General features: G+C 73.2%; 19 protein-coding genes. 9 read left to right on the forward strand and 10 right to left on the reverse strand.

Annotated elements, in window-relative coordinates; translation table 11 throughout:
• Nucleotides 1–11: 11 nt before the first annotated feature.
• The 7 genes from FHU30_RS15705 to FHU30_RS15740 are packed head-to-tail and all read right to left on the reverse strand — an operon-like array spanning nucleotide 12 to nucleotide 9,479.
• Nucleotides 12–926: a glutamate ABC transporter substrate-binding protein gene (locus FHU30_RS15705; RefSeq protein ID WP_253876438.1), complete on the reverse strand. Its 915-nt coding sequence runs from the start codon at nucleotides 924–926 to the stop codon at nucleotides 12–14.
• A 2-nt stretch (nucleotides 927–928) separates the two neighbouring features.
• Nucleotides 929–2,446, reverse strand: a complete 1,518-nt coding sequence (locus FHU30_RS15710; RefSeq protein WP_253876439.1) for a GlnX family signal transduction membrane protein — start codon at nucleotides 2,444–2,446, stop codon at nucleotides 929–931.
• On the reverse strand, nucleotides 2,443–3,153 hold the full coding sequence (locus FHU30_RS15715) for an FHA domain-containing protein (RefSeq protein ID WP_253876440.1): 711 nt from the start codon (nucleotides 3,151–3,153) through the stop codon (nucleotides 2,443–2,445). Before FHU30_RS15715 ends, FHU30_RS15710 begins: the two co-directional genes overlap by 4 nt.
• Before the next feature lie 20 nt (nucleotides 3,154–3,173).
• Nucleotides 3,174–4,481 carry a VWA domain-containing protein gene (locus FHU30_RS15720; RefSeq protein ID WP_253876441.1) on the reverse strand — a complete coding sequence of 436 codons (1,308 nt, stop codon included), beginning with the start codon at nucleotides 4,479–4,481 and terminating at the stop codon, nucleotides 3,174–3,176.
• Nucleotides 4,478–5,779, reverse strand: a complete 1,302-nt coding sequence (locus tag FHU30_RS15725) for a PP2C family protein-serine/threonine phosphatase (protein ID WP_308211303.1) — start codon at nucleotides 5,777–5,779, stop codon at nucleotides 4,478–4,480. The genes FHU30_RS15720 and FHU30_RS15725 overlap by 4 nt, the downstream gene beginning before the upstream one ends.
• A complete protein-coding gene (locus FHU30_RS15735) occupies nucleotides 5,776–8,229 on the reverse strand; it encodes a serine/threonine-protein kinase (RefSeq protein ID WP_253876442.1) in 2,454 nt (817 codons plus the stop codon). The genes FHU30_RS15725 and FHU30_RS15735 overlap by 4 nt, the downstream gene beginning before the upstream one ends.
• On the reverse strand, nucleotides 8,226–9,479 hold the full coding sequence (locus tag FHU30_RS15740) for a hypothetical protein (RefSeq protein ID WP_253876444.1): 1,254 nt from the start codon (nucleotides 9,477–9,479) through the stop codon (nucleotides 8,226–8,228). The genes FHU30_RS15735 and FHU30_RS15740 overlap by 4 nt, the downstream gene beginning before the upstream one ends.
• A 623-nt stretch (nucleotides 9,480–10,102) precedes the next feature.
• Between FHU30_RS15740 and FHU30_RS15745 the strand changes: the two genes are divergently transcribed.
• The 4 genes from FHU30_RS15745 to FHU30_RS15760 all read left to right on the forward strand — a co-directional run bounded on the left by FHU30_RS15745 (nucleotide 10,103) and on the right by FHU30_RS15760 (nucleotide 17,826).
• Nucleotides 10,103–11,569, forward strand: a complete 1,467-nt coding sequence (locus FHU30_RS15745; RefSeq protein ID WP_253876446.1) for a hemolysin family protein — start codon at nucleotides 10,103–10,105, stop codon at nucleotides 11,567–11,569.
• On the forward strand, nucleotides 11,557–12,573 hold the full coding sequence (locus tag FHU30_RS15750) for a hemolysin family protein (RefSeq protein WP_253876447.1): 1,017 nt from the start codon (nucleotides 11,557–11,559) through the stop codon (nucleotides 12,571–12,573). The genes FHU30_RS15745 and FHU30_RS15750 overlap by 13 nt, the downstream gene beginning before the upstream one ends.
• Nucleotides 12,574–13,051: 478 nt before the next feature.
• Nucleotides 13,052–13,981, forward strand: coding sequence for a cation diffusion facilitator family transporter (locus FHU30_RS15755; protein WP_253876448.1), 930 nt, complete (start codon nucleotides 13,052–13,054; stop codon nucleotides 13,979–13,981).
• An 89-nt stretch (nucleotides 13,982–14,070) separates the two neighbouring features.
• Entirely contained in the window at nucleotides 14,071–17,826 is a 3,756-nt protein-coding gene (locus tag FHU30_RS15760; RefSeq protein WP_253876449.1) for a hypothetical protein, read from the forward strand.
• A 54-nt stretch (nucleotides 17,827–17,880) separates the two neighbouring features.
• On the opposite strand, the gene FHU30_RS15765 is transcribed toward FHU30_RS15760, so the two are convergent.
• Nucleotides 17,881–18,267, reverse strand: coding sequence for a phage holin family protein (locus tag FHU30_RS15765; RefSeq protein WP_253876450.1), 387 nt, complete (start codon nucleotides 18,265–18,267; stop codon nucleotides 17,881–17,883).
• A gap of 97 nt (nucleotides 18,268–18,364) precedes the next feature.
• Entirely contained in the window at nucleotides 18,365–19,147 is a 783-nt protein-coding gene (locus FHU30_RS15770) for a hypothetical protein (protein ID WP_253876870.1), read from the reverse strand.
• A 167-nt stretch (nucleotides 19,148–19,314) separates the two neighbouring features.
• On the opposite strand from FHU30_RS15770, the gene FHU30_RS15775 reads away from it, so the two are divergent.
• A complete protein-coding gene (locus FHU30_RS15775) occupies nucleotides 19,315–19,974 on the forward strand; it encodes an HAD family hydrolase (protein WP_253876451.1) in 660 nt (219 codons plus the stop codon).
• A 62-nt stretch (nucleotides 19,975–20,036) separates the two neighbouring features.
• Entirely contained in the window at nucleotides 20,037–22,019 is a 1,983-nt protein-coding gene (gene recQ, locus FHU30_RS15780) for a DNA helicase RecQ (protein WP_308211304.1), read from the forward strand.
• Nucleotides 22,020–22,130: 111 nt separating this feature from the next.
• Here recQ and FHU30_RS15785 read toward each other — a convergent pair whose 3' ends face one another.
• Nucleotides 22,131–23,135, reverse strand: a complete 1,005-nt coding sequence (locus FHU30_RS15785; RefSeq protein WP_253876452.1) for an adenosine deaminase — start codon at nucleotides 23,133–23,135, stop codon at nucleotides 22,131–22,133.
• 152 nt (nucleotides 23,136–23,287) lie between these two features.
• Here FHU30_RS15785 and FHU30_RS15790 point away from each other — a divergent pair, with 152 nt between their 5' ends.
• The 3 genes from FHU30_RS15790 to FHU30_RS15800 all read left to right on the forward strand — a co-directional run bounded on the left by FHU30_RS15790 (nucleotide 23,288) and on the right by FHU30_RS15800 (nucleotide 26,107).
• Nucleotides 23,288–23,761 carry a DUF5666 domain-containing protein gene (locus FHU30_RS15790; RefSeq protein WP_253876453.1) on the forward strand — a complete coding sequence of 158 codons (474 nt, stop codon included), beginning with the start codon at nucleotides 23,288–23,290 and terminating at the stop codon, nucleotides 23,759–23,761.
• A 115-nt stretch (nucleotides 23,762–23,876) separates the two neighbouring features.
• Nucleotides 23,877–24,560 carry a response regulator transcription factor gene (locus tag FHU30_RS15795; protein WP_253876455.1) on the forward strand — a complete coding sequence of 228 codons (684 nt, stop codon included), beginning with the start codon at nucleotides 23,877–23,879 and terminating at the stop codon, nucleotides 24,558–24,560.
• Nucleotides 24,561–24,727: 167 nt separating this feature from the next.
• Entirely contained in the window at nucleotides 24,728–26,107 is a 1,380-nt protein-coding gene (locus FHU30_RS15800) for a sensor histidine kinase (RefSeq protein WP_253876457.1), read from the forward strand.
• Nucleotides 26,108–26,134: the final 27 nt, after the last annotated feature.

Consider the following 26,134-nt stretch of genomic DNA (forward strand, 5'->3'; position numbering starts at 1 on the left):
CTGCCCCCCCTTCAGGAGCAGCCCTCGAACTGGGGGACGCTGTCGCCGAGCCGGGCGCCGGTGTCGGCGAACCAGTGGTTCAGGTAGGACCGTGCCGAGCCGTCCTGGTACATCCGGGTGAGGATGCGGTTGACCGCCTCGCAGCCCGCCAGGTCGCCCTTGCGCAGGCCGATGCCGTACTTCTCGTCCGTGAAGGGCGCGCCGATCAGGTGCACCTCCGGATGCCCGGCCGCGAAGCCCGCCAGGATCAGGTCGTCGGTGGAGAACGCCTCCAGCTTGCCGCCGGTCAGCAGCGGCATGCATTCGCTGTACTTGTCCACGTCCACCCGGACGGCCGGGATGCTGCGCTCGTCGGTGATCCGCTTCCAGGAGTTGGAGCCCTTCACCGCGCAGATCGTCTTCCCCGCCAGGTCGTGGACGCTCCTGATCGCCGTGTCGTTCGAGCGCACCATCGTGTCCTGGTGCGCGACGTAGTACGGCCCGGCGAAGGTGATCTGCGTCTTGCGCGCCTGGGTGATCGAGTAGGTCGCGACGACCATGTCCACCGTGCCGTCCTTGAGGACCTTCTCCCGGACGGACGACGGCGTGGTCTTGAACGTGATCCGGGACGGCGGGACGCCGAGCCGCTTCGCCACGTACGTCGCTACGTCCACGTCGAAGCCCTGGTAGCGGCCGTTGACGAGCTGGCCGAGGCCGGGCTGGTCGCCCTTGACGCCGATGGTGAGCGAGTGCCGGTGCAGGATCGAGTGCGGCTCGGCCGAGCTCAGCGCGCATCCCCCGAGCACCAGCGGAGCGCCCGCCAGCACCGCGAGCCCCGCCGCCCGCGCAACCCGTGCCCGCGCCGCCTGCGCCGCCCGTGCCCGCGCCGCCTGCGGCCGCGCAGCCCGCGCCTGCGCCCGCCTGCCCCGCCGAGGGTTGAACGGCATCGTCAGATCCTTCCGAACTCGGCGAGCCGGGGGCGGACGCCCACCAGCACCAGGACCGCGATCACGACGGCGGCTACCGGCGGGATGACCTTCCAGCCGGACAGCCCGCCGTCCGCGTCGCGGATCGCGCGGTCGAACGCGGCGCTGTGCGTGTTCGCGAGGGAGCGCATCGCCTCGTCGTAGGCGTCGAAGTCGCGGATCGCGGACGACCCGCGTCCCATCCGGAAGCCGATGGCGCGGTTGCGGTCCCCGGACTGGACGAACTGCCGCATCGTCCGGTCGTTGTCCAGGACGGCCGCGTACGCGCGCAGGACGCGGGCGAGCGCGTCGCTCTCGGCGCCCTTGCGGGCCTGGCGCGCCTCGTCCCCGAGCAGGCCGAGGAACGCCGACCGGTCGCCCGGGTGGTAGGTCGTCGCGGCCTTCCCGGCGAGCGCGTAGTACGTCTTCAGGTTCGCGGGCTGGCTGCGCGGGTCGACCCACAGGATCGCGGAGACCTTGTCGAGGTAGTTCTGCTCGTAGGTGTCGGCGCGTCCGGGGTCGAGGAGGTAGCGGGACTCGTCCGCGAACGAGCTGTGGCTGATCGCGCGCACGCGGGACAGGGTGAGGACGGAGTCGAACCCGTCCCGTTTGGCGCGCAGGAGGTGTCCGGCCTGCGCGTTGAGGACGCCGACGCCGACCGCGACCAGGATGATCGTGGCGGCCGTCGCGAGCGCGAGGCCGGGGTTCAGCAGCCGCCGGAACTCGCGCGCCATCGCCAGCTGCCCGGCCGCCAGGACGACCAGGACGACCAGGCCCGCCGCGAGCACCCAGTACCGGCCGTCCAGGACGCTCGTCCGCTTCTCCTGGTAGGACTGCCGGACGGTCGCGCCGCTGTCCAGCGTCAGGTTGTACGCCTTCGGCAGCAGCTCCAGCTTCATCAGGTCCGACGCCTGCCGGTAGGTGTCGATCACGGGCTGCGGCAGCTCGCCCGCCGGGTGCTGCGCCTGCTCGTTCAGCGTCAGCGCCTGGCCGACGAGCCGCTGGTACTGGCCAAGCCCGTCGATGACCTCCTGGACGGTCTGCCTGCGGTCCTGGTCCTTGCCGGCGAGCTGCGCGGCCTGGACGGCGGCGCTCCCCGCGTCCGAACGGGCCCGCTCGTACCGCCGCATCGACTCCTCGAAGCCGATGCCGAGCGACTTCTCGCGTCCGATCAGCAGGATGTCGGCGATCTGCGCGTCCATGTCGCTGAGCGCGAAGTACAGGTTGCCGGTAGCGACGACCTGCGGGCCCGCGTCGTGCCCGATGGTCTGCACGCCCTGCCTGGCGTCCTGGATGGAGAGCGTCAGGGCCAGCGCGAGCGCCGCTATGGCGAGCACGGCGAGCGCCGTCCAGCCCCGGATCCGGCCCGGGACGGTCTTCAGCCACCGCCCGCGCACGAGGGTGACCAGGCGTCCGCGCTGCCGCTCCAGCGGCCTCGCGGACCGCTTGGCCGGGGCCGCGGCCGTGGACGGGACGGCCGGTTGCCGTGTCGGCGTCGTCATTCCGGGCTCCTCAAGGTGAGGGTCGTCCAGGCGCCGACGTGGACGCGGTCGCCGTCCTTCAGCGGCACCGGGACGTTCACCGGGACCGGGTCGAGCTCGTCGTTGAGCGTGGTGCCGTTGGCCGAGCCCGGGTCGACGAGCGACCACGAGCCGTCCGGCTGGGCGAGCAGGACGGCGTGCAGCCGCGAGACGCCGGGGTCCTCGGGCGGGACGGACAGGTCGATCTCCGGCTCGATGCCGCGCGAGGCGCTGCGCCGCCCGATCTGGACGCGCTGCCCGGCCAGCGAGACCAGCCGGTCCGGGCAGTACGGCGGGAACGCGATCGCGGCGGCGTCCGGGCCGCCCTGCGCGCGGACGGCCTCGAAGTACTCGCGGTCCGCCGCGATGACGGCCGTCCAGGTGCGTGCCTTGGCGGGCGGCAGGGGCCCGGACGGCGCCGTCCCGTCCTGGGGCTTGGCGACCGGCTGCGTGAACGCCTGCGGCCGTTCGGCCTGCCTGCCCGTGTCGAAGTCGTAGCCGTCCTCCTCGCAGAACCGGCCGGACTTGCGCGTCCCGCACACCGGGCAGGACGGCACGTCACCCACGTCCGGCCGCGGCCCCTGCCTCGGCGGCTCCTCGCGGGACAGCTCCAGGCGCGGCGCGGACTCCACGCGCGAGCCGCACATGTCGCAGAACTCGTCGCCGGGATGCAGTTCCGCCCCGCACACGCCGCACTTGCCCACGCCGCTCAGGCCCCCGTCCCGGGAGCGCTCTCGTCCTGCCGGGTCCGGACGGTCCGGACCGACCTCGTGTCGAGCGACATCTCGTCCGCCACGTCCACGTCCTTCTTCAGCCGGACCGTCCCGGACTCGTGGTCGACGTCCACCATCCGCCCGAGCAGGTCGGTGATCTCCTCGTTGCCGACCTGCTCGGCGAGCGCGACGGCCCGGCCGAGCCGCGCGGTCGCGCGCTCCTCGTCGCCGTCGCGGCGCGCGGCCAGGCCCTCCTGGATCGCGTCCGCCAGCTCCGACTGGCCGGTGTGATGGGCGACGCGCGCGTTGATCCGGGTGGACAGCGCCTCGTCGTCGGTCCACTCGACCAGGACGTTCGCGTGCGCCAGCTCCTCGCCGGTGTCCGGGACGACCAGCTTCACCCAGGCCGCGCGGCCCTGCCTCCCGACGTCGCCGGGCGGGACGTCCACGCACAGGTGGTACTCGCGGCTCTCCGCGCCCCACGCGCCGAGCGGGTAGTCGCCGATCTGGCCCTTGTCGTCCCGCCGCCCGGTCAGGTCCTCGACGGACGGGACCATCTGCTTCACGAACCGCAGGGAGCCGTTCTGCGGCGTCCAGACGCGCAGCGCGAGGTCGGCGACGTTCTTGCCCATCGCGTCCCGCATCATCTGCCGGAAGTCGTCCTCCAGATCGGCCGGATCGGGGACGTCGAGGAACCCGCCGAGCAAGACTGAGGTGATCTTGCGTAGCTCGGCGACGTCCCAGTCCGTCCCGACACCTCGGGCATCGCAGCCGAAATGCCCCTCGCACGTGCGCAGCGCGGCGTCCAGCTCCTCGGCCGACTCGTGCTGGTTCTTCCCGTCGGTGAGCAGGATCGCGTGCCGCACCGCGCCCTCCTCCCCGGCGAGCAGCCGGTCGGCGAGCCGCAGCCACGACCCGATCGCGGTGCCGCCGGACGCCTCCAGCCGCGACACCGCGCCGATCGCACCCGAGCGGTGCTGCCGGTTCATCGTGACCAGCCGCTCCCCGCCCGCCGGGTACACCATCCGCGGGCTGTTGGACCCGGCGACGACCGCGAACCGAACGCCGTCCCGGACGACCTTCAGCGCCGCCTCCGCCGCCCGCTTCGCCGCGCCCATCTTGCCGCTGTACGACATCGACCCGGACGCGTCGATGACGATCACCTCGGCGGCGCGCGCCGCGGGCGCCTCCGGCGCCGGTCCGCCGGACGACTCCACCGACACGATGGCGTGCATCTCGTGCCCGCCCGCGCCGAGGTACGGGTTCTGGTCGACCTTGATCGTGAAGGGCGGACGGTCGGTCATGGTCGTCTCTCCCACCTCGTAGCGGACCCGGCGCTCGCCGCCGGCGCGCCCCCGAGGTCGGACGCGCCCCCCGCGCCCCGGGACCCGCGCCCCTCCTTTTCGGACGCCCCGACCCCCACTTCCGACACCCCCGCTCCAGCCCGCGCACCCTCCGGCCCCGCCTGCGCGCCCGCCGGGGCGGGCTGCGTGGTCGCCGGGGCGGTGTGGGCTCCGGGGGTGGGGGCGGTCAGGCCGTCCGGGGGCGGGAAGGGGATGAGGACGGCCGTCACGTTGTCGCGTCCGCCCGCTTCGAGCGCCGCGGCGAGCAGCACGCGCACGCCTTCGGCCGGGTCGGGGCACCGGCCCAGGACGGCGGCGAGGTCGGACGGTTCGGGCAGGTAGTTCCACAGGCCGTCGCTGCACACCAGGACCGCGCCGGGGCCGTCCGGCGCGAAGCCCGCCACGCTGGACGCCGTGGCCCCCGCGTCCGCGCCCAACCAGCCGGTCAGCAGGTGCGCGCGCCGGTCGGCGTGCGCGGCCTCCGGCGTCATCGCGCCCGTCCGGATCATCTGCTCGGCCCACGAGTCGTCCCGGGTGAGGACCCGTCCCGGCTCGGCGCGGCGGGGCGCGAACTCGACCGTCCCGGCCCGCATCTGCGCGAGGTCGGAGCGCGTGACCTGCGACAACACCTCGCGGGCGCGCAACGCCGGGATCCAGTAGGCGCGGCTGTCGCCGATCCAGCCGACCGTCACCGTCGCGGCGTCCACTAGGGCGGACACGTAGGTGCAGGCGGGAGCGCCAGACGGGCCCGCCTCACCGAGCGCGGCGACCGCCTCGCTGGCGCGGTCGAGCGCGGCACGGGTCGCCGCCACCGGATCCGCGCCCGCCGCGACGCCCTGGGCCAGCACCGTCGTCCCGGTCTCGGCCGCTATGCGCGACGCCTCGTCCGACCCGGGCGCGGTCGCCACGCCGTCGCACACCACAGCGCACACCGCCGCCGGGAGGACGGCCAGGGCGAACGAGTCCTCGTTGCGCTTGCGGCGCCGTCCGACGTCGCTGACGCCCGCACACGCCACCAGCCCGTCCGGGCCGGACAGCGCGATCTCCACATGCTCGCGCCCGGTCGGCTGCCGCAACCCGCACCGGCCGCAATACCCGTCCGCATCGATCGCGACGGCCCCGCAGTCCACACATCGCACCAACCCCGGCGGAGCGGCGGGTGGAGGCGGGGACGCAGGGCGGGGGATGCCGCACCTCTCGCAGAAGCGGTCGGCCGGTTGGAGGGGATCGCCGCAGGTGGGGCAGCGCGCGGCGGTCACAGCAGGGTCCTAGGACGGACGGTGTTGGCGCGTCGCACCATCGCATGGCGGGTATCCGGGCGGTCGGCGAGCTTCGCCAAGTGTCGGTAGACCGTTTCCAGCGTCCGGCGCAGGTCGCGTTCGGTCAGCGGCGTCCCGAGGACTTCGTGCGTGCCGTTCGGCGACTTCGCCCTATCGGGTTGCGCGTCGGCCTTGTGGGTGGAGCGGAGCCAGGCCAGGGCGGCTTCGAGGACCTCGGCGGTGAAGCGGTCGCGGCGCTCGGTGTCCAGGCGCATGCCGGTGAGGCGGCGGCCCGCGTCGATGAGGGTCTGCGGGTCCAGCTCGCTGGGCGGACGGCCCCGGACGGTCGTCGCGACCGCCGCGAGCTGCGCGGACACGTAGTAGCTGGAGACGCGGGGGACGAGGTCGAGGGCGGCCTGCGCGCCGTCCCGGTCGCCGCTCGCCAGGCTCGTCCGGGCCAGGCCGAACGCGGCGCTGACGTAGGTCGGATCGGTGCGCCAGACGGTCTCGTAGTGCGCGGCGGCGGTCCTCGTGTCGCCCTGGAGCTCGGCGCAGAAGGCGAGCGCGAGCTTGGGCGCGAGCTCGCCCGGCATCAGGTCGTAGAGGTCGTCGAACGTCGCGGCGGCCATTCCGGGCCGTCCGTCCGCCAGGTCGTGGACGGCCCGGTACCAGTCGGAGCGCCAGTCGTCCTCGTGCTCCGCGCCGAACGCGGTGATGATCTCGTTGGCGGCGGGCAGGTCGCCCAGCTCGATCGAGACCCGCGCGTGCGCAAGCCGGACCTCCGGCGACGCGGACGGCGCGCCGGACAGCGCCGCCGCCAGGTCGCCCGGGTCGCGGGCCGACAGACCGGCGAGGAACCCGGCGGCCGGGTCGTCCGTCGCGACGAGCGGGACGGGCAGCGCCGCCGCAGCGGCGCCCGGCGTCAGCGCCTGGAGGATCGGCGCGCCGCCCTCCAGCTCGTCCTCGATGTCGGCGACCTCCGCGCCCGCCGCGTTCTGCTCCGGCCCGAACAGCGGCGACGGCGCGGGCGGCACCCGCACGCCCTCGGCGGACAGCACCTCGCGCAGCACGCCGGTGAGCTGCTCGGCCATCTCCGCCGCGCTCTGGAACCGGCGGGCCGGATCGCCGTGGCAGGCGCGCCGCAGCAGCCGGTAGTACGACTCGTACCGCTGGAAGACCGGGACCTCGTGGCGCGGCGGCAGGCTGCGCAGGTGCCGCTTGGTGTAGCCGCGGAACGCGAAGCTCAGCACGGCGAGCGTCCGGCCCACGGTGTACAGGTCGGACGGCACCGACGGCCCGCGCGCGGCGATCTCCGGCGCCTGGTAGCCGGGCGTCCCGAAGATCGGGCTGCCGGAGTCGAACGAGCGCCGCACCCCGCCGAGGTCGATCAGCTTGAGCTGCTCCTCGCTCTGGATCGCGTTGTCCGGCTTGAAGTCGCAGTACAGCAGCCCGACGTTGTGCAGGTAGCCGAGCGCGCTCAGCACCTCCAGCCCGTACGCGATCACCTGCGGGAGCGGCAGCGCCGCGTCGTCCCCGGCCTCCTTGCGGTGGCTGAGCAGGATGTCCTTCAGCGACCGGCCGCCGACGTACTCCATCACGATGTAGCCGGAGCCGCCGTGCTGGACGAAGTTGAAGATCTTGACGATGTTCGGGTGCTCGACCTCGGCGAGGAACGCCCGCTCGGCCGTCGCGGCGGCCATCGCGTCGGTGTCCCCCACGTCCAGCAGGCCCTTGAGGACGACCCAGCGCCCCGACACGTTGTGGTCGCGGGCCAGGTAGATCCAGCCGAGCCCGCCGTGCGCGAGGCAGCCGAGCACCTCGTACTGGTCGCCGAGCGTGTCGCCGGGCTTCAGCTTCGGCGTGAACGAGAACGGGTGCCCGCAGTTGCGGCAGAACCCCTCGGTCCGTCCCGGTTTGCCGTCCCGGGTGCGGCCGACCGGCTCGTCGCAGCGGCTGCAGAACCGGCGGTTCTCCGGGACCTCCGGGTTCTCCATGATCGCGTCCGCCGGGTCCCGGTACGGGACGGGCGGCACCTCGACCAGGCCCGCGCCGAGCCCGCCGCGCTGGCCGGGGCCGCGCGTCCCGCCCGAGCCGGTGCCCCGGGTCGCCGTCCGGCCCGAACCGCGCGTGCCACGCGATCCCCGCTCGGACGAGCTGGTGTTGCGGACGCCCGCGCCGACCGGTGTGGCGGGGCCGCCTCCGCCTTCGATGCGCCGTCCCGCCATCACCGACCAGCCGGGGCCGCGCTCGGGCGCCTGGCGGCCGGGGCGCGTCGGCATCGCACCCACGTCCGGCCCGGACGGCGCGGACCCGGCCGACGAAGCGTCCGGCGACACGTCCGGCGACGCGCCCGCGGGCGGGGTCAGGCCGCAGGCGTCGCAGAAGCCGTCGTCCTGAACGGTCCCGGAGCAGTCGGGCTGAGGGCAGGGGAACTGCTTGCCACCGGTCATCCGCGGGTTCCCGTCTCGGTCTCGCACGCCCGGATGGCGCGCTGGTACTCGGCGAGCGCGGCGGTGGCCGCACGCAGGTCGCAGGGGGCCGTCCAGAGCAGGTCCCGGGCCCGGTCGTGCAGGCCCGAGATCCGCGCGTCCTCGGCGAGGCCGAGCCGGCCCGCCTTGGCCTGGTACGCCTGCAGGCGTCCGCGCAGCTCCGCGCGGCGGTCGAGGAGGCCGGCGGCGAGGTCGCGGTCGGCGCGGACGCGGTCCAGCGCCGTCGCGACCGCCCGTTCGAGGTCGGCCGAGCGGGCGGCCAGCTCGCGCCAGCGGCCCTCCGCGCAGAGCGCGGCGAGCGCCGCGAGCCGGTCCCGCAGCCCCGCGGACGGCTCGACCGGGTCCGGCAGCCCCGGCGAGTCGATCTTCAGGAGCGCGGTCTCCCGGGATTCGCGCGCCTCCCGCTCCGCCTCGGCGACCTCGTCGATCGCGCCGGTCAGCCGGTCCACGAGCGCGGTGTGCCCGTCGCGCGCGGCGACCGCCCCGGCCAGCTCCGCCCGGAACGCCTCCAGCGCCTTGCTCAGCGCCTCCAGCCGCGAGGTGTCCGCCTTCGCCTCGCTGCCCGAGCCGCTGACCAGCGACAGCGGGTCCGTCCGGACGATCCGCCCGAACGCCGTCAGCTCCCGGCCGATGCGGTCCAGCTCCGGGTGCCGGACGCCGTCCAGCTCGTGCGCGACGCGCGCCGCGTCCCGCCAGCCCTCCTCCACGTCGTCCAGCGGGAGCAGCAGGGCCGTCCACGCGTTGTCGGCCGCGACCACCACGGCGGCGGCCGCCTCGTACTCGTCCGACATCAGCTGGACGGCCTCGTCCAGCGTCACCCGCTTGCGCTCCGGGCCGAGCAGCGTCCGCTGGTCGAGCGGGACCTCGCCGTCCGGAAGGTCCACGGACGGCCCGGTCAGCATGGCCGTCAGCGTGAGCAGGACGTCCACGTCGGGGCGGTTCGTGCTGTCGCGGAGGGCGGTCGCCTCGTCCAGGACGCTCGTGTACGCGTCGAACAGCCGCCACAGGGTCGCGACCTTGCGCTGCGTCTCGTCCCAGCGCCGCCAGGTCTCCCCGGTGAGCCGCGCCCCCTTGAGGAGCTGCGACCCCGCGTGGGAGTCCAGGTCGAGCAGGGCCGCCGAGATCCGCTCGGCGTCCGCGCGCAGCTGGCGGAGGGCGTGGTCGACGCCCTCGCGGCTCATGGGCGCCGCCCCGGTTCCGCTCTCGTTCACCTCGGCCCCGTGTCCCTGCCCCGTCCTCGCACCGACTCCCACTTCGATTCGCGCCGCGGCCTGCGGGTTCCCGCCCCTGCCGACGCGCGTGCGCCGCGGTCTGCCGCCTTGGCGCCGCGGTCCGTTGCCCTGCCGCCTTCTCCCGTGCTTCTGCCGCCGCCTTCCGTTGTCCTGCTGCCGTCCGTCGCGTTTCCGTTGCCGTCCGTCGCCTGCCACCGCCGTTCGCCGACATCCGCCGGACGTTCGCCGACGTCCATCCAGGATCGGGCGTACCCGCTCCGTTCAGTGTGATCCGGGGCACTTTTCGGCACAAGCGCGTGCCCCGCCATCGAAATCCCGGGAGCTTCGTCGCCCACTCCCGTGAATCATGATGAATCCGGGGGCGTGATCGCCGCCGCGGAGCCGTCCGGAACGCCTGTTGACCGCCTTCGGCCACCTCAGAGGGGTGATGCCCGTTAGCAAAAACACACAGGGTTACCGGCGAACGGGTTGTGTTGAGGGAACGTCGTGGTGTGAAGTGACGTTCTGTAGGTGTCGTCCCCCTGCGGGACGTGGCTGAGCAGTCCGATCGAGAGGAGTTGAGAGTCCGCAGTGTCGGACCCCAGTCATAGACCCGGTGCACCATGCTGAACGCCGCACTGGGCCTTTTCGCCGTCATCCTGCTCACCGCCGCGACGGGCTACTTCGTCGCCCAGGAGTTCGCGTTCGTCGCCGCCGACCGGTCCCGGCTGACCGTCGCCGCCGACAGCGGCGACGCCTCCGCGCGCCGCGCGCTCCGGGTCATCGGGCGGCTCTCCTTCATGCTCTCGGGCGCGCAGCTCGGCATCACCATGACCACCCTGGTGGTCGGGTTCATCGCCAAGCCCGCCCTCGCCTCGCTCATCGAGCCCCTCCTCCAGGCGGTCGGCGTGCCGTCCGGCGCGGTGGACGCGATCGCGCTCGCCGCCGGGTTCGTCCTGGCCACGCTGATCCAGATGCTGCTGGGCGAGCTGTTCCCCAAGAACCTCGCGCTCGCGCGGGCGGAGAGCCTCGCCCGCGTGCTCGCCGCGTCCACGCTCGCCTACCTGACCGTCGCGGGCCCGCTGATCCGGCTGTTCGACCGGGCCGCGGCCGCGCTGCTGCGCGCCGTCGGCGTCGAGCCGGTCGAGGAGCTGCGCAGCGGCGCGACGCTGGAGGAGCTCGGCGACATCATCGACCGCTCCGCCGGCGCCGGGCACCTGCCCGCCGACCTGTCCAGGCTGCTGGAGCGCGCGCTGTCCTTCAGCGACCGGACGGCCGACGAGGTCATGGTGCCGCGCCCGCAGGTCCGCTCGCTCGCCTCGGACGCCACGGTCGCCGAGCTCGTCACCCTGATCCGCGAGAACGGCAACTCCACCTACCCCGTCTACGGCCAGGACATGGACGACATCGTCGGCGTCGTCGGCGCGCGGGAGGCCGCGGTCGAGGACCTCGCGCCGTCCACCGCGGTCGCGTCGGTCGCCCGTCCCGCGCTGATGGTCCCCGGCAGCCAGCCGCTGTACGGGGTCATCGAGCGGATGCGCGAGGCCGGCGAGGAGTTCGCCTGCGTCGTGGACGAGTACGGCGGCCTCGCCGGCATCCTCACCTTCGAGGACATCGCCGAGGAGCTCGTCGGCGAGATCATCGACGAGAACGACGCGCGCGAGGAGACCCCGGTCGGCTCCGCCGACGGCTCCTGGCTGCTGGACGCCGGGCTGCGCGTCGACGAGATCGAGCTGACCACCGGCCTCGCCCTCCCCGAGGGCGACTCCTACGACACGGTCGGCGGCCTGGTCATGGCCGAGCTGCGCCGCCTGCCGCGCCCGGGTGACCGGCTGGTCGTCCCGCTGGGCGAGGACCCGTCCGAACCGGACGGCCACGCCGAGATCGAGGTCGTCGCGGTGGCCCGCCGGGTCGCCCGCCACGTCCGGGTCCGCGCCCTGACCGCGGCCGAGATCCCCGCCGTCCCGGCGCCCGCCGAGCCGCAGGATCCCGCTCCGGCGCTGGTGCCCGGCTCACCGTCGGCCGACGAACCGAACATCGAGGACAAGTCCGCCATGGCGGCGTCCGGGGAGGGTCCGTGGATCCGCTGACCTCGCTTCTGATCACGGTGCTGCTGCTGGTCGGGAACGGGTTCTTCGTGGCGGCCGAGTTCGCGCTCGTCGCCGCGCCCCGACCGCAGCTCGAACGCGCCGCCGCCCGCGGCAGCCGTCCGGCGATCGCCGCCCTGGCCGGAACGCGCGAACTGTCCCTGATGCTCGCGGGCGCGCAGTTCGGCATCACGATGTGCTCGCTCGGCCTGGCGATCGTCACGGAACCGGCGTTCGAGCACGTCCTCGAACCGCCGCTGCACGCGGTCGGCGTCCCCGAGGCGGGCGGCAAGGCCATCGCGCTCGCCTGCGCCCTCGGCGTCGTGACCTTCCTGCACATGGTCGTCGGCGAGATGGCGCCGAAGTCCTGGGCGATCGCGCACCCGCGCCGCTCGGCCCTCGTCCTGGCCCTGCCGTTCCGCGCGTTCGCGAAGGTCTCCCGGCCGGTGCTCTCCTTCCTCAACACGGTCACCAACGGCCTGCTGCGGCTCTGCCGCATCACCCCGCGCGACGAGCTGGACGCCCCGACCGACGTCCGCTCCCTCGGCCACCTGCTCGGCGAGTCCCGCCGCCTGGGCCTGATCGGCCGGCACGACCACGAGCTCCTGCGCCGCGCCATCTCCGCCCGCGAGGTCACGGTCGCGCACCTGGTCGTCCCGGCCGCGGACGTCGCCACCGTGCCGTCCGACGCCACCGCCGCCGACGTCCGGCGCGTCGCCACCGCGAGCGGCCACAACCGCCTGCTCGTCCTCGGCAAGGACGGCACGGGCCCCGGCATCGTGCACGTCCGCGCCGCCGTCACCGAACCCGACCCGGACCGCCGCGCCGCCGAACTCGCCCACCCGGCCCCCGTCCTCACCAGCGGAACGACCGTCCTGTCCGCGGTGTCCGTGATGCGCCGCTCCCGAGCCCAGCTGGCCGTCATCTCCAGCGACGACGACCCCCTGTCCGGCATCGTCACCCTGGACGACCTCCTGGCCGAACTCCTGGCCGCCAACCCCCACTAACAACAACGCATCCGCACCCGCAACGACCTTGCGGCTGCGGACCATGCGTTCCTATCGAGATGCTGCAACCGATTCCGTAGTCCATCGTGTCCCCATGCCCCCAAACCACGAGGCACCCCAGCCGCCCGAGTCGGCCCACACGCCCGCAGGCCAAGCCCACAAGCCGGGGCACGCACACGGGCCCGTACATGCAAACGAGGCAGGAAGCGCGCGCGGACCAGCGCAGGCACACGCGCCCGAGGCCAGCCACACCCACGAGGCGGGACACACGCACGGCCCGGCGCACACGCACGGCACGGCGAACGCGCGGAGCGCGGGACACGCGCACGGGGCGGGACACGCGCACGGCGCGGGGCAGGGACATTCACATGTCCATGAGGTTGGGCACGGGCATCGAAGTGGGCACAGGCACGCGGGTGGGTTGTGGGGGCGGGTCGTTCACGTTGTTCGGCCGCATTCGCATGAGGCGGCGGACAAGGTGGACGCGGCGTTGGAGGCGAGCGCGGACGGTATGCGCGCGCTCTGGATCTCATTGCTCGTCCTAGCGGCAACGGCCGCGCTGCAAGCGGCGGTGGTGGCTTTCTCGGGATCGGTTGCGCTGCTTGGCGACACCCTGCATAACGCGGCGGACGCGCTGACGGCAGTACCGCTCGGGTTCGCATTCCTCCTCGGGCGGCGTCCGCCTACGCGGCGCTACACCTACGGTTACGGACGCGCCGAGGATCTCGCGGGCGTGGTCGTCGTGTTGACGATCGGGGCGTCCTCAGCAGTGGCCGGGTATGCGGCGCTGCAACGGATAGCGCATCCACAACCCGTGACGCATCTGTGGACGGTCGCGGCGGCGGCGCTCATCGGGTTCGCGGGAAACGAACTGGTAGCGCGGTACCGGATCCGCGTCGGACGCCGCATCGGGTCGGCCGCGCTGGTGGCGGACGGCCTGCACGCGCGCACGGACGGATTCACATCCTTGGCCGTCCTGCTGGGCGCGGCGGGCGTGGGCCTCGGCTGGACGTGGGCGGACCCGGCCGTCGGCCTTCTGATCACGCTCGCGATCCTGGTCGTGCTCTGGCAGGCCGCGCGCGAGGTCTGGCGCCGGCTCATGGACGCCGTGGACCCGGAACTCGTCGCCACCGCGGAGCGCGCCCTCAAGGACGTCCCGGGCATTCTGGCCGTCGGGACCGTCCGGCTCCGCTGGATCGGGCACCGGCTCCGCGCCGAGTGCGACGTGATCGTCGATCCCGGGAGCACGCTCGTGCAGGCGCACGACGCGTCCGTCCGCGCCGAGCACGCGCTGCTCCACGCCCTGCCGAGGCTGTCCGGAGCGCTCGTCCACCCCGATCCCCAGCCGCGCGACGGTGTTGATCATCACGCCACGCTCGCGGCGCACCGGATCGCTCCTGGCCTGTGAGACGTTAGACATGGACGGAGAGGGAGAAATCCGGAGGGGGACGGATCCCTCGGAGACCGGCGAGCGGATAGGCAACGGTGGAGCACGCTGTGGACGATACGGATCGGGTGCGCGAGCAGGTCGGCGAGCTGATCGAGCGTTACGAGCGCCTGGAGGCCGAGCTCCCCGAGACCGACCGTCCGCTGGGATGGGCCGGACGCCTGGCAGCGCTGCGCGCGTTCATGCAGGACGACGCGGCCGCCGACCGGACGTCCCTGGCCCGCCTTCTGGTCGATCCGGAATCCCTCGGCGAGGACACGGCCCGCCTGATCGACATCTCAGGCACCGACCCGTCCGCCGCCGTCCGGCAGATCACGGACGCCCTGGACGGCCGCATCCTCCTGCTGGCCCCCTCCAAGGACGAGGCCGCGACGCTTCTCGGCGCCTTGGCAGACCGCGAACTCCCGCTCCTCCTTGAAGAGGTCGTCCCCCCGCCGCCGTTCCGCCGCCGCGAGGAGAACGGCACGGTCGAGTTCCGCTCCCTGTCGGACGATACGCACCCGTCCCCGCCCCAAGGCACCCTCCACCCGCGCCCGTCCTCAACCGGCACGGCCGAGTTCGGCACCCCCATCCCCGCCGCCGGCACCCTCCGCCTGGAAACCATTCCGGACCCAGACGCAACCGTCTCACCTGAGACAATCTCACCGACCACCTATTCGGCATCCACGGACACCGCAGCCGTCAAGACCGTCCCACAAGAGATTGTCTCATCTGAGATAATCTCACCCGCACCAAGCCCGGACACGTCCCCCACGAACGTCCTCCCCACCCTCCCGGACGCCCCCTCAGCCCCAGAAACTCCAACCACCGACGCAACCACCCCCACCCCGCCCCTGAACGCAGCGCATGCAGGCGCCGGAGGCTCAGACATGGCGGGCGCACACGGCGCCCTGTCGCGCATCGAGCCCGAAGCCTCGACCACCGGAGACACGCGCGTCCAAGACTCGACCCCAAGCGGCACGCATGCAGTCGCTCCGCACGCCCCTGCGGGCCTGGGAGTCACGGACGCGGCGGACCTGAATGCCCCGGACTCGGACGCCGCCAATGCGGCAAGTCCCGGAGCTGCACTCTCGGACGCCACGGCCCTGGGGGGCGCGGACGCAGGTACTCAAGTCCCGGACGTCGCGGGCCTGGACGCCGCAGACTCGGACTTCGCAGAGCTGGCCTCGGGCGCGCCGGGCTCGGCCCCGGCAGCCGCCAACCCGGCGAGTCCGGAGACCGCCCGCTCTGGCATCGGCACTACGGCCGACGCAGATGCCGCCATGCCGGGTGCTGTGGATGAGAGCGTCGCAAGCAGCCAAGGGGAGGGCGTGGCTGACGCCGGGGCTTTGGGCTCAGGCGGCGTGGACGAGAGCACTGCCGAGCCGGGCGCTGTGGAGGCCCGCGCTGTGGAAGTGGCCGCTGCGCACGCCGAGGGCCGGGCACCTTTGGACGCCTCTCACGCGAGAGCTGCCAGCTCAGAGGCGGCGGACGAAGGCATTGCGCACTCCGGCGCTGCGGGCGAGGCCATCAACCAGCCCGATGCTGCCGAGGCAGATCCGGCATGGACGGGCGCGGCAGACACTAACCCCCTGGGCTGGGGCGCTGCCGGGGCTTCGGCGCCGAACGGGGGCGAGTTGGACGCCGTGGACGCGGACGCGGCGTCCACGGGCGTAGTGAGCGCGAACGCCGCAGGCTCGGTTCTCGCCGACGCAGATGTCTCGGGCGCCGCGGCTGGGGACGCAGGCATCGTTGGCGCTGACGCCATTGACGCGGATGCCGCGGGCGCGAAGGGCGCGGGCGCAAATGCCGCCAGCGCGAATGTCCGGGGCGCCGACGCTGGGAACGCGGGCGCTGCGGGCGCGGATGCCGTCGGCGCAGATGTCTCGGGCACCGGCACTGGGCACGCGGGCATTGTCGGCGCGAACGCCACTGGCGCAGATGCTGCGGGCGCGAAGGGCGCGGGCGCGAAGGGCGCGGGCGCGAAGGGCGCGGGCGCGAAGGGCGCGGGCGCGGATGCTGCGGGCGCGGATGTCTTGGGCGACGGCGCTGGGGACGCGGGTGTTGTTGGTGCGGATGCTGCGGGGGCTGCGGGCGCGGGGGCGGGCGGTGCTGGCGTGGGCGGTGGGGGGTTGGAGGGGGTTGTTCGGCGGGTTTTGGTTCGGCCTGTTGGGGGGGTTTGGCGGGGGGACGCGGAGCGGGAGCTGAAGGGGCTTCGGCTGGGGTTGTTGTGGTTGGAGCAGTGGCCTCGGGACGTGGCGACGGTCGAGCGGCTGCGGGACGAGGGGGTGCGGCGGCGCGCGGAGCGGGAGGCCGATGTCGCGGCGCTGGAGGACGCGATCGTCCAGCGGCGGGAGGAGCTGGTGTCGGCCCAGGGGGCGGTGGCCGAGGCCGAGGCCGAGCGTGATCGGACGGTCGGCGAGGAGGAGCAGGTCGCCGGTGAGGCCGTGGCGCCCCGGGAGGAGGCCGAGCGGCTCCGGAGCGAGGCGGACGAGGCGGCGGCGCTGGCGAGCGAGGCGGCGCGGGTCGCGGACGAGGCGTATGCGCGGGTCACGGCCATCGATGAGCGGGCTTCGCAGGCGCAGTTCGAGTTGGGTGCGGCGCAGGAGCAGGAGCGGACGCTTGTGGGCGACCTCGCGCGGGCGCGCGAGGAGCTGCCTGCGGCGAAGGCCGAGACCGAGCGGCTCGTTTCGCAGGACAGCAATGCCATAGCGGAGGGGCATGCGTCCTACTACCGGGTGCGGGCGGCGGAGTCGGCGGTCGCGGCCGTCCGGCAGAAGATGACGCTGACGCAGCGGTTGCATGTCGCGCCGACGCCGCCGGAGTTGAAGAAGCTGCGGGCTGAGCTGAAGGACAAGGCGCGGCAGGCGGACGACGCCGCGCGTCGCGCGCACGAGACGAAGGAAGAAGCGCAGCGGGCGGCGCAGCGGCAGGCGGAACTGGAGCGGTTCCTTGAGGGCGGTACCGAGCGGCTCGCGGCGGCCAAGCACGCGCAGGAGCGGTTGACCGAGGAGCTCACGCGGCTCGCGGAGGAGCGCGAAGGCGCGGTCGTCACGCACCACGAGCAGGCGCGGACCGCCGCGGAGGCCGCGGACCACGCGACTCAGGCGGGCGCGTCCGCCCGGTATGCGGAGCAGGCGGCGCGGGCGGCGGAGGAGCGGCTCGCCGTGGCGCGGACGGCGCGTGAGATCGCCGAGGCCGCTTTGGAACGGGCCGAAACCGATGTCGAGGCGGCGGCGGTCCGCATCACGGAGGCGGAGGCGGCGCTCAATGAGCGGCGCGCGGCCGTGGAGGCCGAGAACGCCGAGGACGACACCGATCTCGCGGTCGCGATCGAGGCCGAGGAGCGCTCGCGGGACCAGGTCGCGGCCATCTGCGGCGACGAGGAGCCCGACACGGGCCGCCTTCCGGACATCCAGAACCGCGCGATGTCCCGGATCGAGGAGCTGACCGGCTACCTCACCGCGCTCGCCGACAGCCCGCACGACGTCGATTCGGAGTTCGGCCGCACGCTGCTCCGGAAGGCCAGCGTCGTGGGCGGTTCGCCGTTCGCCGTGTCGGCCTCGCACCTCGGCGAGTTCGACGAGCTGCTGGTCAGCGGCCTCGAACACCTCGCGGCGGACGATCTGCTCGTCGGCGCCGTCCACGCCCGGCACTGGACGCTCCTCACGGAGGCGGCGGCGCCGAGCGATCCGTCCATCCATCCGGACGACGCTCCGGAGCACCCGTCCTCCGAGGACGAGGCCGCCGCCCCCGGACAGCACCCGGAGGAGTCGGCACCCCTATCGGATGGTCCGAATCCGGCGTCCACCGACGAGCCCCAATAGGGAACGCCCCGTCCGTTCCCGGACGGGGCGTTTCGGCCGGACGTGCTGGACGGGTCAGTCGTCGTCCTTGTCGTCCCCGGGGATGAGGATGTGCAGGAGCCAGCCGACGATGCCGACGACGATGGCGCCCCAGAAGGCGGGCCAGAATCCGGCGACGTGGAAGGGCAGGCTGAACTTCTCCGCCAGGAAGCTGGTCAGCAACAGCAGCAGCGCGTTCACGACCAGGCCGATGAGGCCGAGGGTGAGGATGTAGAACGCGCAGCCGAACGTCTTGATGATGGGCTTGAGGACGGCGTTCACCACGCCGAAGATCACCGCGACGCCGACCAGGGTCAGCGCGCGCTTCCCGGCGGTGTCACCCGTGACCGTGATGCCGTGGATGAGGAGTTTGGCAACCCACAGCGCGACCGCCGTGATCGCCACCTTGATGATGATTCGCACGGTTACGATCCTCCGCCCTGGGACGCCCGGAGGTCATCCCTCCGCATGGCGATTTCCGAAGGGCGGGGCTCGTCTCCCAGGACGACGTTCAGGGTCATCACTCCGACCTGTCGAAGAACGGGGACGCGGCGTCGATGCGCGGTCCGGCCGGACGGTGCGGCGCGCCACCACCGGCCATGGTGGTCGCGGCCGGGTCTCCCATAGGACGAGGCGGTGCAGCGGCCCCACCTCGTGCGGGCGCGGGGCCTCCGCTATGCGCCGGCGCAGGATTTCCACGCCGCCCAGAATTTCCACCGCGACCCGGATTTCCGCCCCGGCCAGGAACTTCGCCCCGTCCGGGCGCGTCGGCTCGTCCGGGCATGTCGCCTCGCGCGGGGCCTCCGCCGCGTACAGGCGCGGGCGCGGGGCCGCTGCCGCGCGTGGGCGCAGGGCCGCCTACTGGAACCGGCGCGGGGGCGCCGTCTGGGACGGGAGCCGTAGCGCGACGCCGTCCGCGACGTCCGGTCGCGGGTTCCGGAACGTCCGAGGGGAGTTCGCCGGAACGTCCAGGCCCCTCGCCGCCCCGCCGTGGCGCATCGCTGCGGCGGGCGCGGGCCAGCTCGTTCTGGAGCTGCTTCTTCTCCATCTCCAGGGTGGTCAGGGAGTCGCGCAGGTCGCGCCGGTTCTGCAGCATGCGGCCGAAGCCGATCCACAGGAAGATCATCGCGAGCACGAAGACGGCCGCGGTCACCGCACCGGCCAGGAAGACCTGCCACTGCGCGGTGACGCCGGGTATCTGCTGGCCGAACAGGGTGAGGTGCGCCGGGCCGGTGTCGTCGATGACGACCGCGGCGCCGACCGCGACGGCTGCGACGGCGAGGATCAGTCCGAAGAACAGCATTCTGGGCGTTCTCCTCTCCTGTAGCGGGGTGCCCCACCATGCCAGATCTCTCCCGGTTTGTGCCTGTTTCGGAGATCGGCGCAGGTCAGCGGGGTTCACCGGCGCCCCGGCCGGGTAGTGATCGCTTCCGACCGGCCGTTGCCGTCCCGACGAGGAGGAGGACCCTGATGACACCCCCGCTGGCGGTCGTTTTCGACCTGGACGGCGTGCTGGTCGACTCCGAACCGGTGTGGGAGGAGGTCCGCCGGGCCTACGTCGCCGACAAGGGCGGCACCTGGAAGCCGGACACGCAGGAGCGGCTGATGGGCATGAGCACGCCCGAGTGGGCCGACTACCTGGCCACCGACCTGATCGGCGGCGACATCACGGCCGACCAGGTCGCCTACGAGGTCGTGGACCGGATGTCCCGCCGCTACGGCGAGGACATCCCGCTCATGCCGGGCGCGGTCGAGGCCGTCCGGCGGCTGGCCGGGTACCGCCCGCTCGGCCTGGCCAGCTCGTCCCCGCGCGCCTTGATCGACATCGTGCTCGCGCACCTCGGCATCGCCGGCCGGTTCGAGGCCACCGTGTCCACCGAGGAGGTAGACCAGGGCAAACCCGCCCCGGACGGCTACCTCACCGCGGCCGCACGGCTCGAAGTCCCGGCCGGGAGCTGCGTCGCGATCGAGGACTCCAGCAACGGCCTCCGCTCCGCCCACGCCGCCGGAATGCGGATCGTGGCCGTCCCGCACCCGCGCTATCCCCCGGCGCCCGACGCGCTCGCCCTCGCGTCCGCCGAGATCACCACTCTGGACGAGCTGACCCCCGACCTCGTCGCCACGCTCTGACGGTTATCCACAGGGTGTGCGGAACGGGCGCGGGTGTCGGCGGGCGCTCATAGTATGACTCGGTGGCTTCTCCCGAGGACGACGGGTTCCCGCCCCCGTACGACGATCAGCTGAGCGAGGCCGACCTCGCGTACTCAGGCGAGGGGTTCGTCCCCGACGACCCCGAGTACGGCCCGGCCGGTCCCGGGTACGGCCAGGCCGAGGAGGCCCCGCCGCCGCGCCCGGAGTACGGCACGCCCGTCGAGGTGCTGAACCGCGTCTTCGGCTACGACGCGTTCCGCGACGGCCAGCAAGAGATCATCGAGCACGTCGCGGACGGCGGCGACGCCCTGGTCCTGATGCCGACCGGCGGCGGCAAGTCGCTGTGCTACCAGATCCCGGCGCTGGTCCGGAAGGGCGTCGGCGTGGTGATCTCGCCCCTGATCGCCCTCATGCAGGACCAGGTGGACGCCCTGCGCGCGCTCGGCGTCCGGGCCGGGTTCCTCAACTCCACCCAGGACTTCGAGGAGCGCCGCCTCGTCGAGGCGCAGTTCCTCCAGGGCGAGCTCGACCTGCTGTACCTCGCGCCCGAGCGGCTGCGCGTCGCCGCGACGGTCGAGCTGCTCGACCGCGGCACGGTGTCGCTGTTCGCGATCGACGAGGCGCACTGCGTGTCGCAGTGGGGGCACGACTTCCGGCCCGACTACCTCATGCTGTCCCACCTGCACGAACGCTGGCCGGACGTGCCGCGCATCGCGCTCACCGCGACCGCCACCCCGGCCACCCGGCAGGAGATCGCGACCCGGCTGAAACTCAGCGACGCCCGACACTTCGTCGCCTCGTTCGACCGGCCGAACATCCAGTACCGGATCGTCCCGAAGACCGAGCCGAAGAAGCAGCTGCTCCACCTGCTGAAGACCGAGCACCCGGGCGAGGCGGGCATCGTGTACTGCCTGTCCCGCTCGTCTGTGGAGAAGACGGCCGAGTTCCTCACCGCGAACGGTGTGGACGCCGTCCCGTACCACGCGGGGCTCGACGCGTCCGTCCGCGCCGCGAACCAGTCCCGCTTCCTGCGCGAGGAGGGCCTCGTCGTCGTCGCGACGATCGCGTTCGGCATGGGCATCGACAAGCCGGACGTCCGGTTCGTCGCGCACCTCGACCTGCCGAAGTCGGTCGAGGGCTACTACCAGGAGACCGGACGCGCCGGGCGCGACGGCCTGCCGTCCACCGCCTGGCTCGCCTACGGCCTCCAGGACGTCGTCAACCTGCGCAAGCTCATCGACGGCTCGGAGGGCGACGAGCAGCACCGCCGCCGCCAGGCGCTCCACCTCGACTCGATGCTGGCGCTGTGCGAGGCGGTCGAGTGCCGCCGCGTCCAGCTGCTGAACTACTTCGGCCAGCAGTCCGAGCCGTGCGGCAACTGCGACACCTGCCTGTCCCCGCCCGAGTCCTGGGACGGGACGATCCCGGCGCAGAAGGTGCTGTCCACGGTCGTCCGGCTGGAGCGCGAGCGGCGGCAGAAGTTCGGCGCGAGCCACATCGTGGACATCCTGGTCGGCAAGAAGAACGCCAAGATCATCCAGTTCGACCACGACACGCTGTCGGTGTTCGGCGTCGGCTCCGACCTGCGCGACACCGAGTGGCGCGGGGTGATCCGGCAGCTCCTCGCCCAGGGCCTGCTCGCCGTGGAGAGCAACCACGGCACGCTCGTGCTGACCGAGCGGAGCGCGTCGGTGCTCCGCGGCGACCACCGCGTCCTGATGCGCCGGGAGCCGGAGCGCGCCCCCGCGAAGGCCGCCGCCAAGTCCGCCAAGCAGCGCGCCGCCGCCGTCGAGCTGCCCGCCGAGGCCGCGCCCGTCTTCGAGCGCCTGCGCGCCTGGCGCGCCGCCACCGCCAAGGAGCAGGGCGTCCCCGCGTACGTGATCTTCCACGACGCCACGCTGCGCGAGATCGCCACCGCCCACCCCGGCTCCCAGGCCGAGCTCGGCAAGATCAGCGGCGTCGGCGAGAACAAGCTCGCCAAGTACGGCGACCAGGTCCTGGAGGTCCTCGCCACCGACGCCTGACCACCGCTCAACGGGTGGCTGCGGCTGAGTGAGCGACCGCGGCTCAGCAGGTAGCCGCGGCTCAGCGGGCGGCGCGTCCCAGCGGGTCGCGGCGGCTCCGCGGGTTGCGGGTCAGTGGGTTGCGGCGTATTCGTCCAGGTCGGCGAGGTAGGCGTCTTTGACGGCGCGGGGCAGCCAGGCGATCTCGAAGGCGTTCCGTTCGAACTGGACGACCTCGTCGCGGGTCAGGTCCAGCTTCTCCTGGACGGCCTGGAGGTTCTCGCCGACGTAGGCGAGGAAGTAGGCGGGGTCGTCGGAGTTGATGGTGACCTTGAGGCCGAGGTCGAGCATGCGGCGGATCTCGGCGGCCTTCATGTCGGACGTCACGAACCCGTTCGACACGGGGCAGACGGTGAGGCCGAGGCCGCGCCGGGCGATCTCGGCGGTGAGCGCCTCGTCGTCCAGGGCGTTGGAGCCGTGGTCGATGCGGTCGACGCCGATGACGTCCAGGCACTGCCGGATGTGCTCGTGGGTGTTCGGCTGGTCGATGTCGCAGTGCGCGGTGATCAGGTAGCCCTCCTCGCGCGCCCGGGCGAAGACCTTCGCGAACTTGGCGGGCGGGTTGTCGCGCTCGTCGGAGTCCAGCCCGACGCCGATGATCCATTCGCGGTAGGGCAGCGACTCCAGGAGCGTGGCCATCGCGTACTCGGCCGAGTGGTCGCGCAGGAAGCACATGATCAGCTGGGCGTGGACGCCGAGCAGCCGGTCGGCGTCCAGCAGCGCCCGGCGCAGGCCGCGGATCACGATGTCGAACGGCACGCCGCGCGAGGTGTGCGCCTGCGGGTCGAAGAAGATCTCCGCATACCGGACGTTCTGCGACGCGGCCTTGGTCAGGTACGCGTAGGCGAGATCGTAGAAGTCCTGCTCCGCCAGCAGGACCTGCATACTCTCGTAGTAGCCGACCAGGAAGGACGAGAGGCTGTCGAACTTGTAGGCGTCCCGCGCCTCCTCGACCGTCCGGTAGGGCAGCCGAACGTCGTTCCGTTCGGCCAGCCGCATCTTCAGCTCGGGCTCCAGGGTGCCCTCGATGTGCAGGTGCAGCTCGCATTTCGGCATTCCGGCGATGAACTCGCGCACGGTCCACGCTCCTCCGGGTCGTCCCATTCCGAGGGTATCCCGGCAGGTCAGAGCAGGTCCCAGCCGGTACCGGCCAGTCTTGGGGAGACTCTCAGGTTTCTCTCAGCGACCTCATGGCCGAACTCCCAGGCGTCCCGGGTTTCCTTGCCGGTATGAGAGCCAACAAGAAGACGATGGCCGCGGGGGTGGCCGCCGCCGGCCTGCTCGGCGTGGGCCTTTACGCCGCCGTCCCCGCGCTCGCCGCGACCCCGTCGCCGTCCACCCACCCGTCCGCGGACGGCAAGGGCCACCACTTCAAGGACGGCCACAAGCGGCACGGCCGGTTCGCGGGCGTCCGCGGCGTGCACGGCGAGGCCACGGTCAAGGCCAAGGACAACACGTTCAAGCTCGTCGACTGGCAGCGCGGCCAGGTCACCGGCAAGACCGGCACGACCCTGACCGTCAAGAGCGCCGACGGCGCCGTCTGGACCTGGACGGTCGACGCCAAGACCCGCGTCCGCAAGGACCGCGCGAAGTCGGCCTTCGGCAACGTCGCCAACGGCGACCAGGTCGCGGTGTTCGGCACCCGGGCGGGCGACACGCGCACGGCGGTGGCGATCCGCGAGCCGCAGAAGAAGGCGAACTGACCCGGCGGGAGTGCCGGTTCCCGCCGCGCCGCCGTCCCCGCCAGGGTGGGGGCGGCGCGCGGAACGGGCCCGCAGTAACGTCGATGTGGATGCTGCGGGTGACGTGCGGAGGCCGATGAACGAGGAGCAGCGGGTGCTCGTCGTGGACGACGAGGCGAACATCCGCGACCTGATCGAGACCGCGCTGACCTTCCACGGGTTCGCGGTCGAGACGGCGCGCGACGGCGAGGGGGCGCTGCGGGCCGCGAAGGCGACGCGCCCCGATCTCGTCCTGCTGGACGTCATGATGCCCGATCTGGACGGGTTCGAGGTGACCCGGCGGCTGCGCGCCAGCGGCGACCAGGTGCCGATCATCTTCCTCACCGCGCGGGACACCCCGTCCGACACCGTCACCGGCCTCACCCTGGGCGGCGACGACTACGTGACCAAGCCGTTCTCCATCGACGCGCTGGTGGCCCGGGTCCGCGCGGTGCTGCGCCGGACGGCCCCGGCCGCCGCGCCCGAGCGGGACGAGGTGCTGCGCGTCGCCGACCTCGAACTGTCGGAGTCGCGCTGGACGGTCCGCCGCGCGGGCACCGACATCGACCTGTCCCCGACCGAGTTCCGGCTGCTCGCCTGCCTGATGCGCAACGAGGGCCGCGTCCTGACCCGCGCCCAGCTGCTGGAGTCGGTCTGGGGCTGGGACGGCAACCCCCAGGTCGTCGAGACCTACATCAGCTACCTGCGCCGCAAGCTCGACCCGCTCGGCCCGCCGCTCATCCACACCCGGCGCGGCGTCGGCTACACCCTCCGTGCATGACACCCTCCGAGCCGCGATGCTGAACTCGGGCCGATGAGAATTCGGCCGGTGAGCGGAGGCGGGGTCCAGGCGAGCGGGGTTGGGCCCGGTGAGTCTGAACGCGCGTCCGGTGAGCGGGGGCGGGTTCCGGGTGAGCCCGACAGTCTGGTGAGCGGGGGTGGGGGCCGGTGAGTCTGAACGCGCGGTTGCTGACCGGGCTGCTCGCGGTCACGTTCGCGGGGCTCGCGGTGATGGGCCTGGTCAGCGCGCTGGTCCTGCGGAACTACCTGATGCACCGGGTGGACGGCCAGCTCGCCGCCACCCGCGACCGGGCCGTGGCGCGGCTCAAGCCGGGCCTTCCGGACGAGGGCATGGCCCCGGCGCGGTTCGTGGTGATCAGCGTCGCCGAGTCCGGCCGGATGAAGGTGCTCAGCGGCGACGATCCCGACCCGGGGGACGCCGAGGACGCGCTCCAGCGCATGAACCCGGACCGCCTGGAACGCCGCGCCGCCGACGGGAAGCCGTTCTCGCTGCCCGGAATGCGGGCCGTCGCCCGGCATCGTCCCCCGCGGAGCGAGACCACACAGCGCGGGCCCCGGCAGGGGGACATCGTGGTGGTCGCGGCGCCGCTCGGCGAGATCCGGGCCGCGACGGTCAGCCTGGTCGTGACCGAGCTGGCGACGACCGTGCTGCTGCTGGTAGTGCTCGCGCTGGTCGGCCGCTGGCTGATCCGGCGCGGCCTGCGCCCGCTGCACCAGATGGCGACGACCGCGCGGGTCATCGCGCTCGGCGGCAACCTCGCCGCGCGGATGCCGGGCGAGGACCGGCGCACCGAGACCGGACGGCTCGCCGGGACGATCAACGTGATGCTCGGCCGGATCGAGCAGGCGTTCGCGGCGCGCGCCCGGTCCGAGGCTCGGGTCCGCGAGTTCGCCGCGGACGCCTCGCACGAGCTGCGCACCCCGCTGACCACCATCCAGGGCTACGCCGAGCTGTACCGGCAGGGCGCGCTCGGCCCGGACCGGCTGCCCGACGCGATGCGGCGCATCGAGGAGGAGGCCCGCCGGATGAGCAGCCTGGTCGGTGACCTGCTGGAACTCGCCCGGCTCGACCGTGAGGCATCGCTCGAACCCGCGCCGGTGGATCTCGCCGTGCTCGCCCGCGACGCGGTCGCCGACGCGCAGGCCGCCGATCCGGACCGTCCGGTGCGGCTGGAGTCTCCGGCCGCGCTGGTCGCCACGGTGGACGAGGCGCGCGTGCGGCAGGTCCTCGCGAACCTGCTGACGAACGTGCGGGTGCACACGCCGTCCGGGACGGGCGCGACCGTCCGGCTCGCGGCGCCGCGCGAGGGCGAGATCGTGCTGGAGGTCGCGGACGAGGGGCCCGGAATGTCGCCCGAGGACGCCGCGCGCGCCTTCGAGCGCTTCCACAGCGGCGGCACGTCCGGCGCGGGCCTGGGCCTGCCGATCGTCGCCGCCATCGCCGCGGCGCACGGCGGACGCGCCGAACTCTTCTCCGCCCCGGGCAGCGGAACCACCGTCCGCGTCACCTTCCCCGCAGCGCGCTGATCCGGGGGGCCGTCCGCCGTTTCCGCC

This window comes from Actinomadura rupiterrae (genome assembly GCF_024172125.1).
Classification (GTDB): domain Bacteria; phylum Actinomycetota; class Actinomycetes; order Streptosporangiales; family Streptosporangiaceae; genus Spirillospora; species Spirillospora rupiterrae.

What these genes read in the sequence shown, in the direction of transcription:
- FHU30_RS15770 (WP_253876870.1), bottom strand. Translation starts at nt 19,147, where the DNA reads ATGCTGTTCTTCGGACTGATCCTCGCCGTCGCAGCCGTCGCGGTCGGC.
- FHU30_RS15745 (WP_253876446.1), top strand. Translation starts at nt 10,103, where the DNA reads ATGCTGAACGCCGCACTGGGCCTTTTCGCCGTCATCCTGCTCACCGCC.
- FHU30_RS15705 (WP_253876438.1), bottom strand. Translation starts at nt 926, where the DNA reads ATGCCGTTCAACCCTCGGCGGGGCAGGCGGGCGCAGGCGCGGGCTGCG.
- FHU30_RS15720 (WP_253876441.1), bottom strand. Translation starts at nt 4,481, where the DNA reads ATGACCGACCGTCCGCCCTTCACGATCAAGGTCGACCAGAACCCGTAC.
- FHU30_RS15790 (WP_253876453.1), top strand. Translation starts at nt 23,288, where the DNA reads ATGAGAGCCAACAAGAAGACGATGGCCGCGGGGGTGGCCGCCGCCGGC.
- FHU30_RS15735 (WP_253876442.1), bottom strand. Translation starts at nt 8,229, where the DNA reads ATGACCGGTGGCAAGCAGTTCCCCTGCCCTCAGCCCGACTGCTCCGGG.
- FHU30_RS15795 (WP_253876455.1), top strand. Translation starts at nt 23,877, where the DNA reads ATGAACGAGGAGCAGCGGGTGCTCGTCGTGGACGACGAGGCGAACATC.
- FHU30_RS15710 (WP_253876439.1), bottom strand. Translation starts at nt 2,446, where the DNA reads ATGACGACGCCGACACGGCAACCGGCCGTCCCGTCCACGGCCGCGGCC.
- FHU30_RS15775 (WP_253876451.1), top strand. Translation starts at nt 19,315, where the DNA reads ATGACACCCCCGCTGGCGGTCGTTTTCGACCTGGACGGCGTGCTGGTC.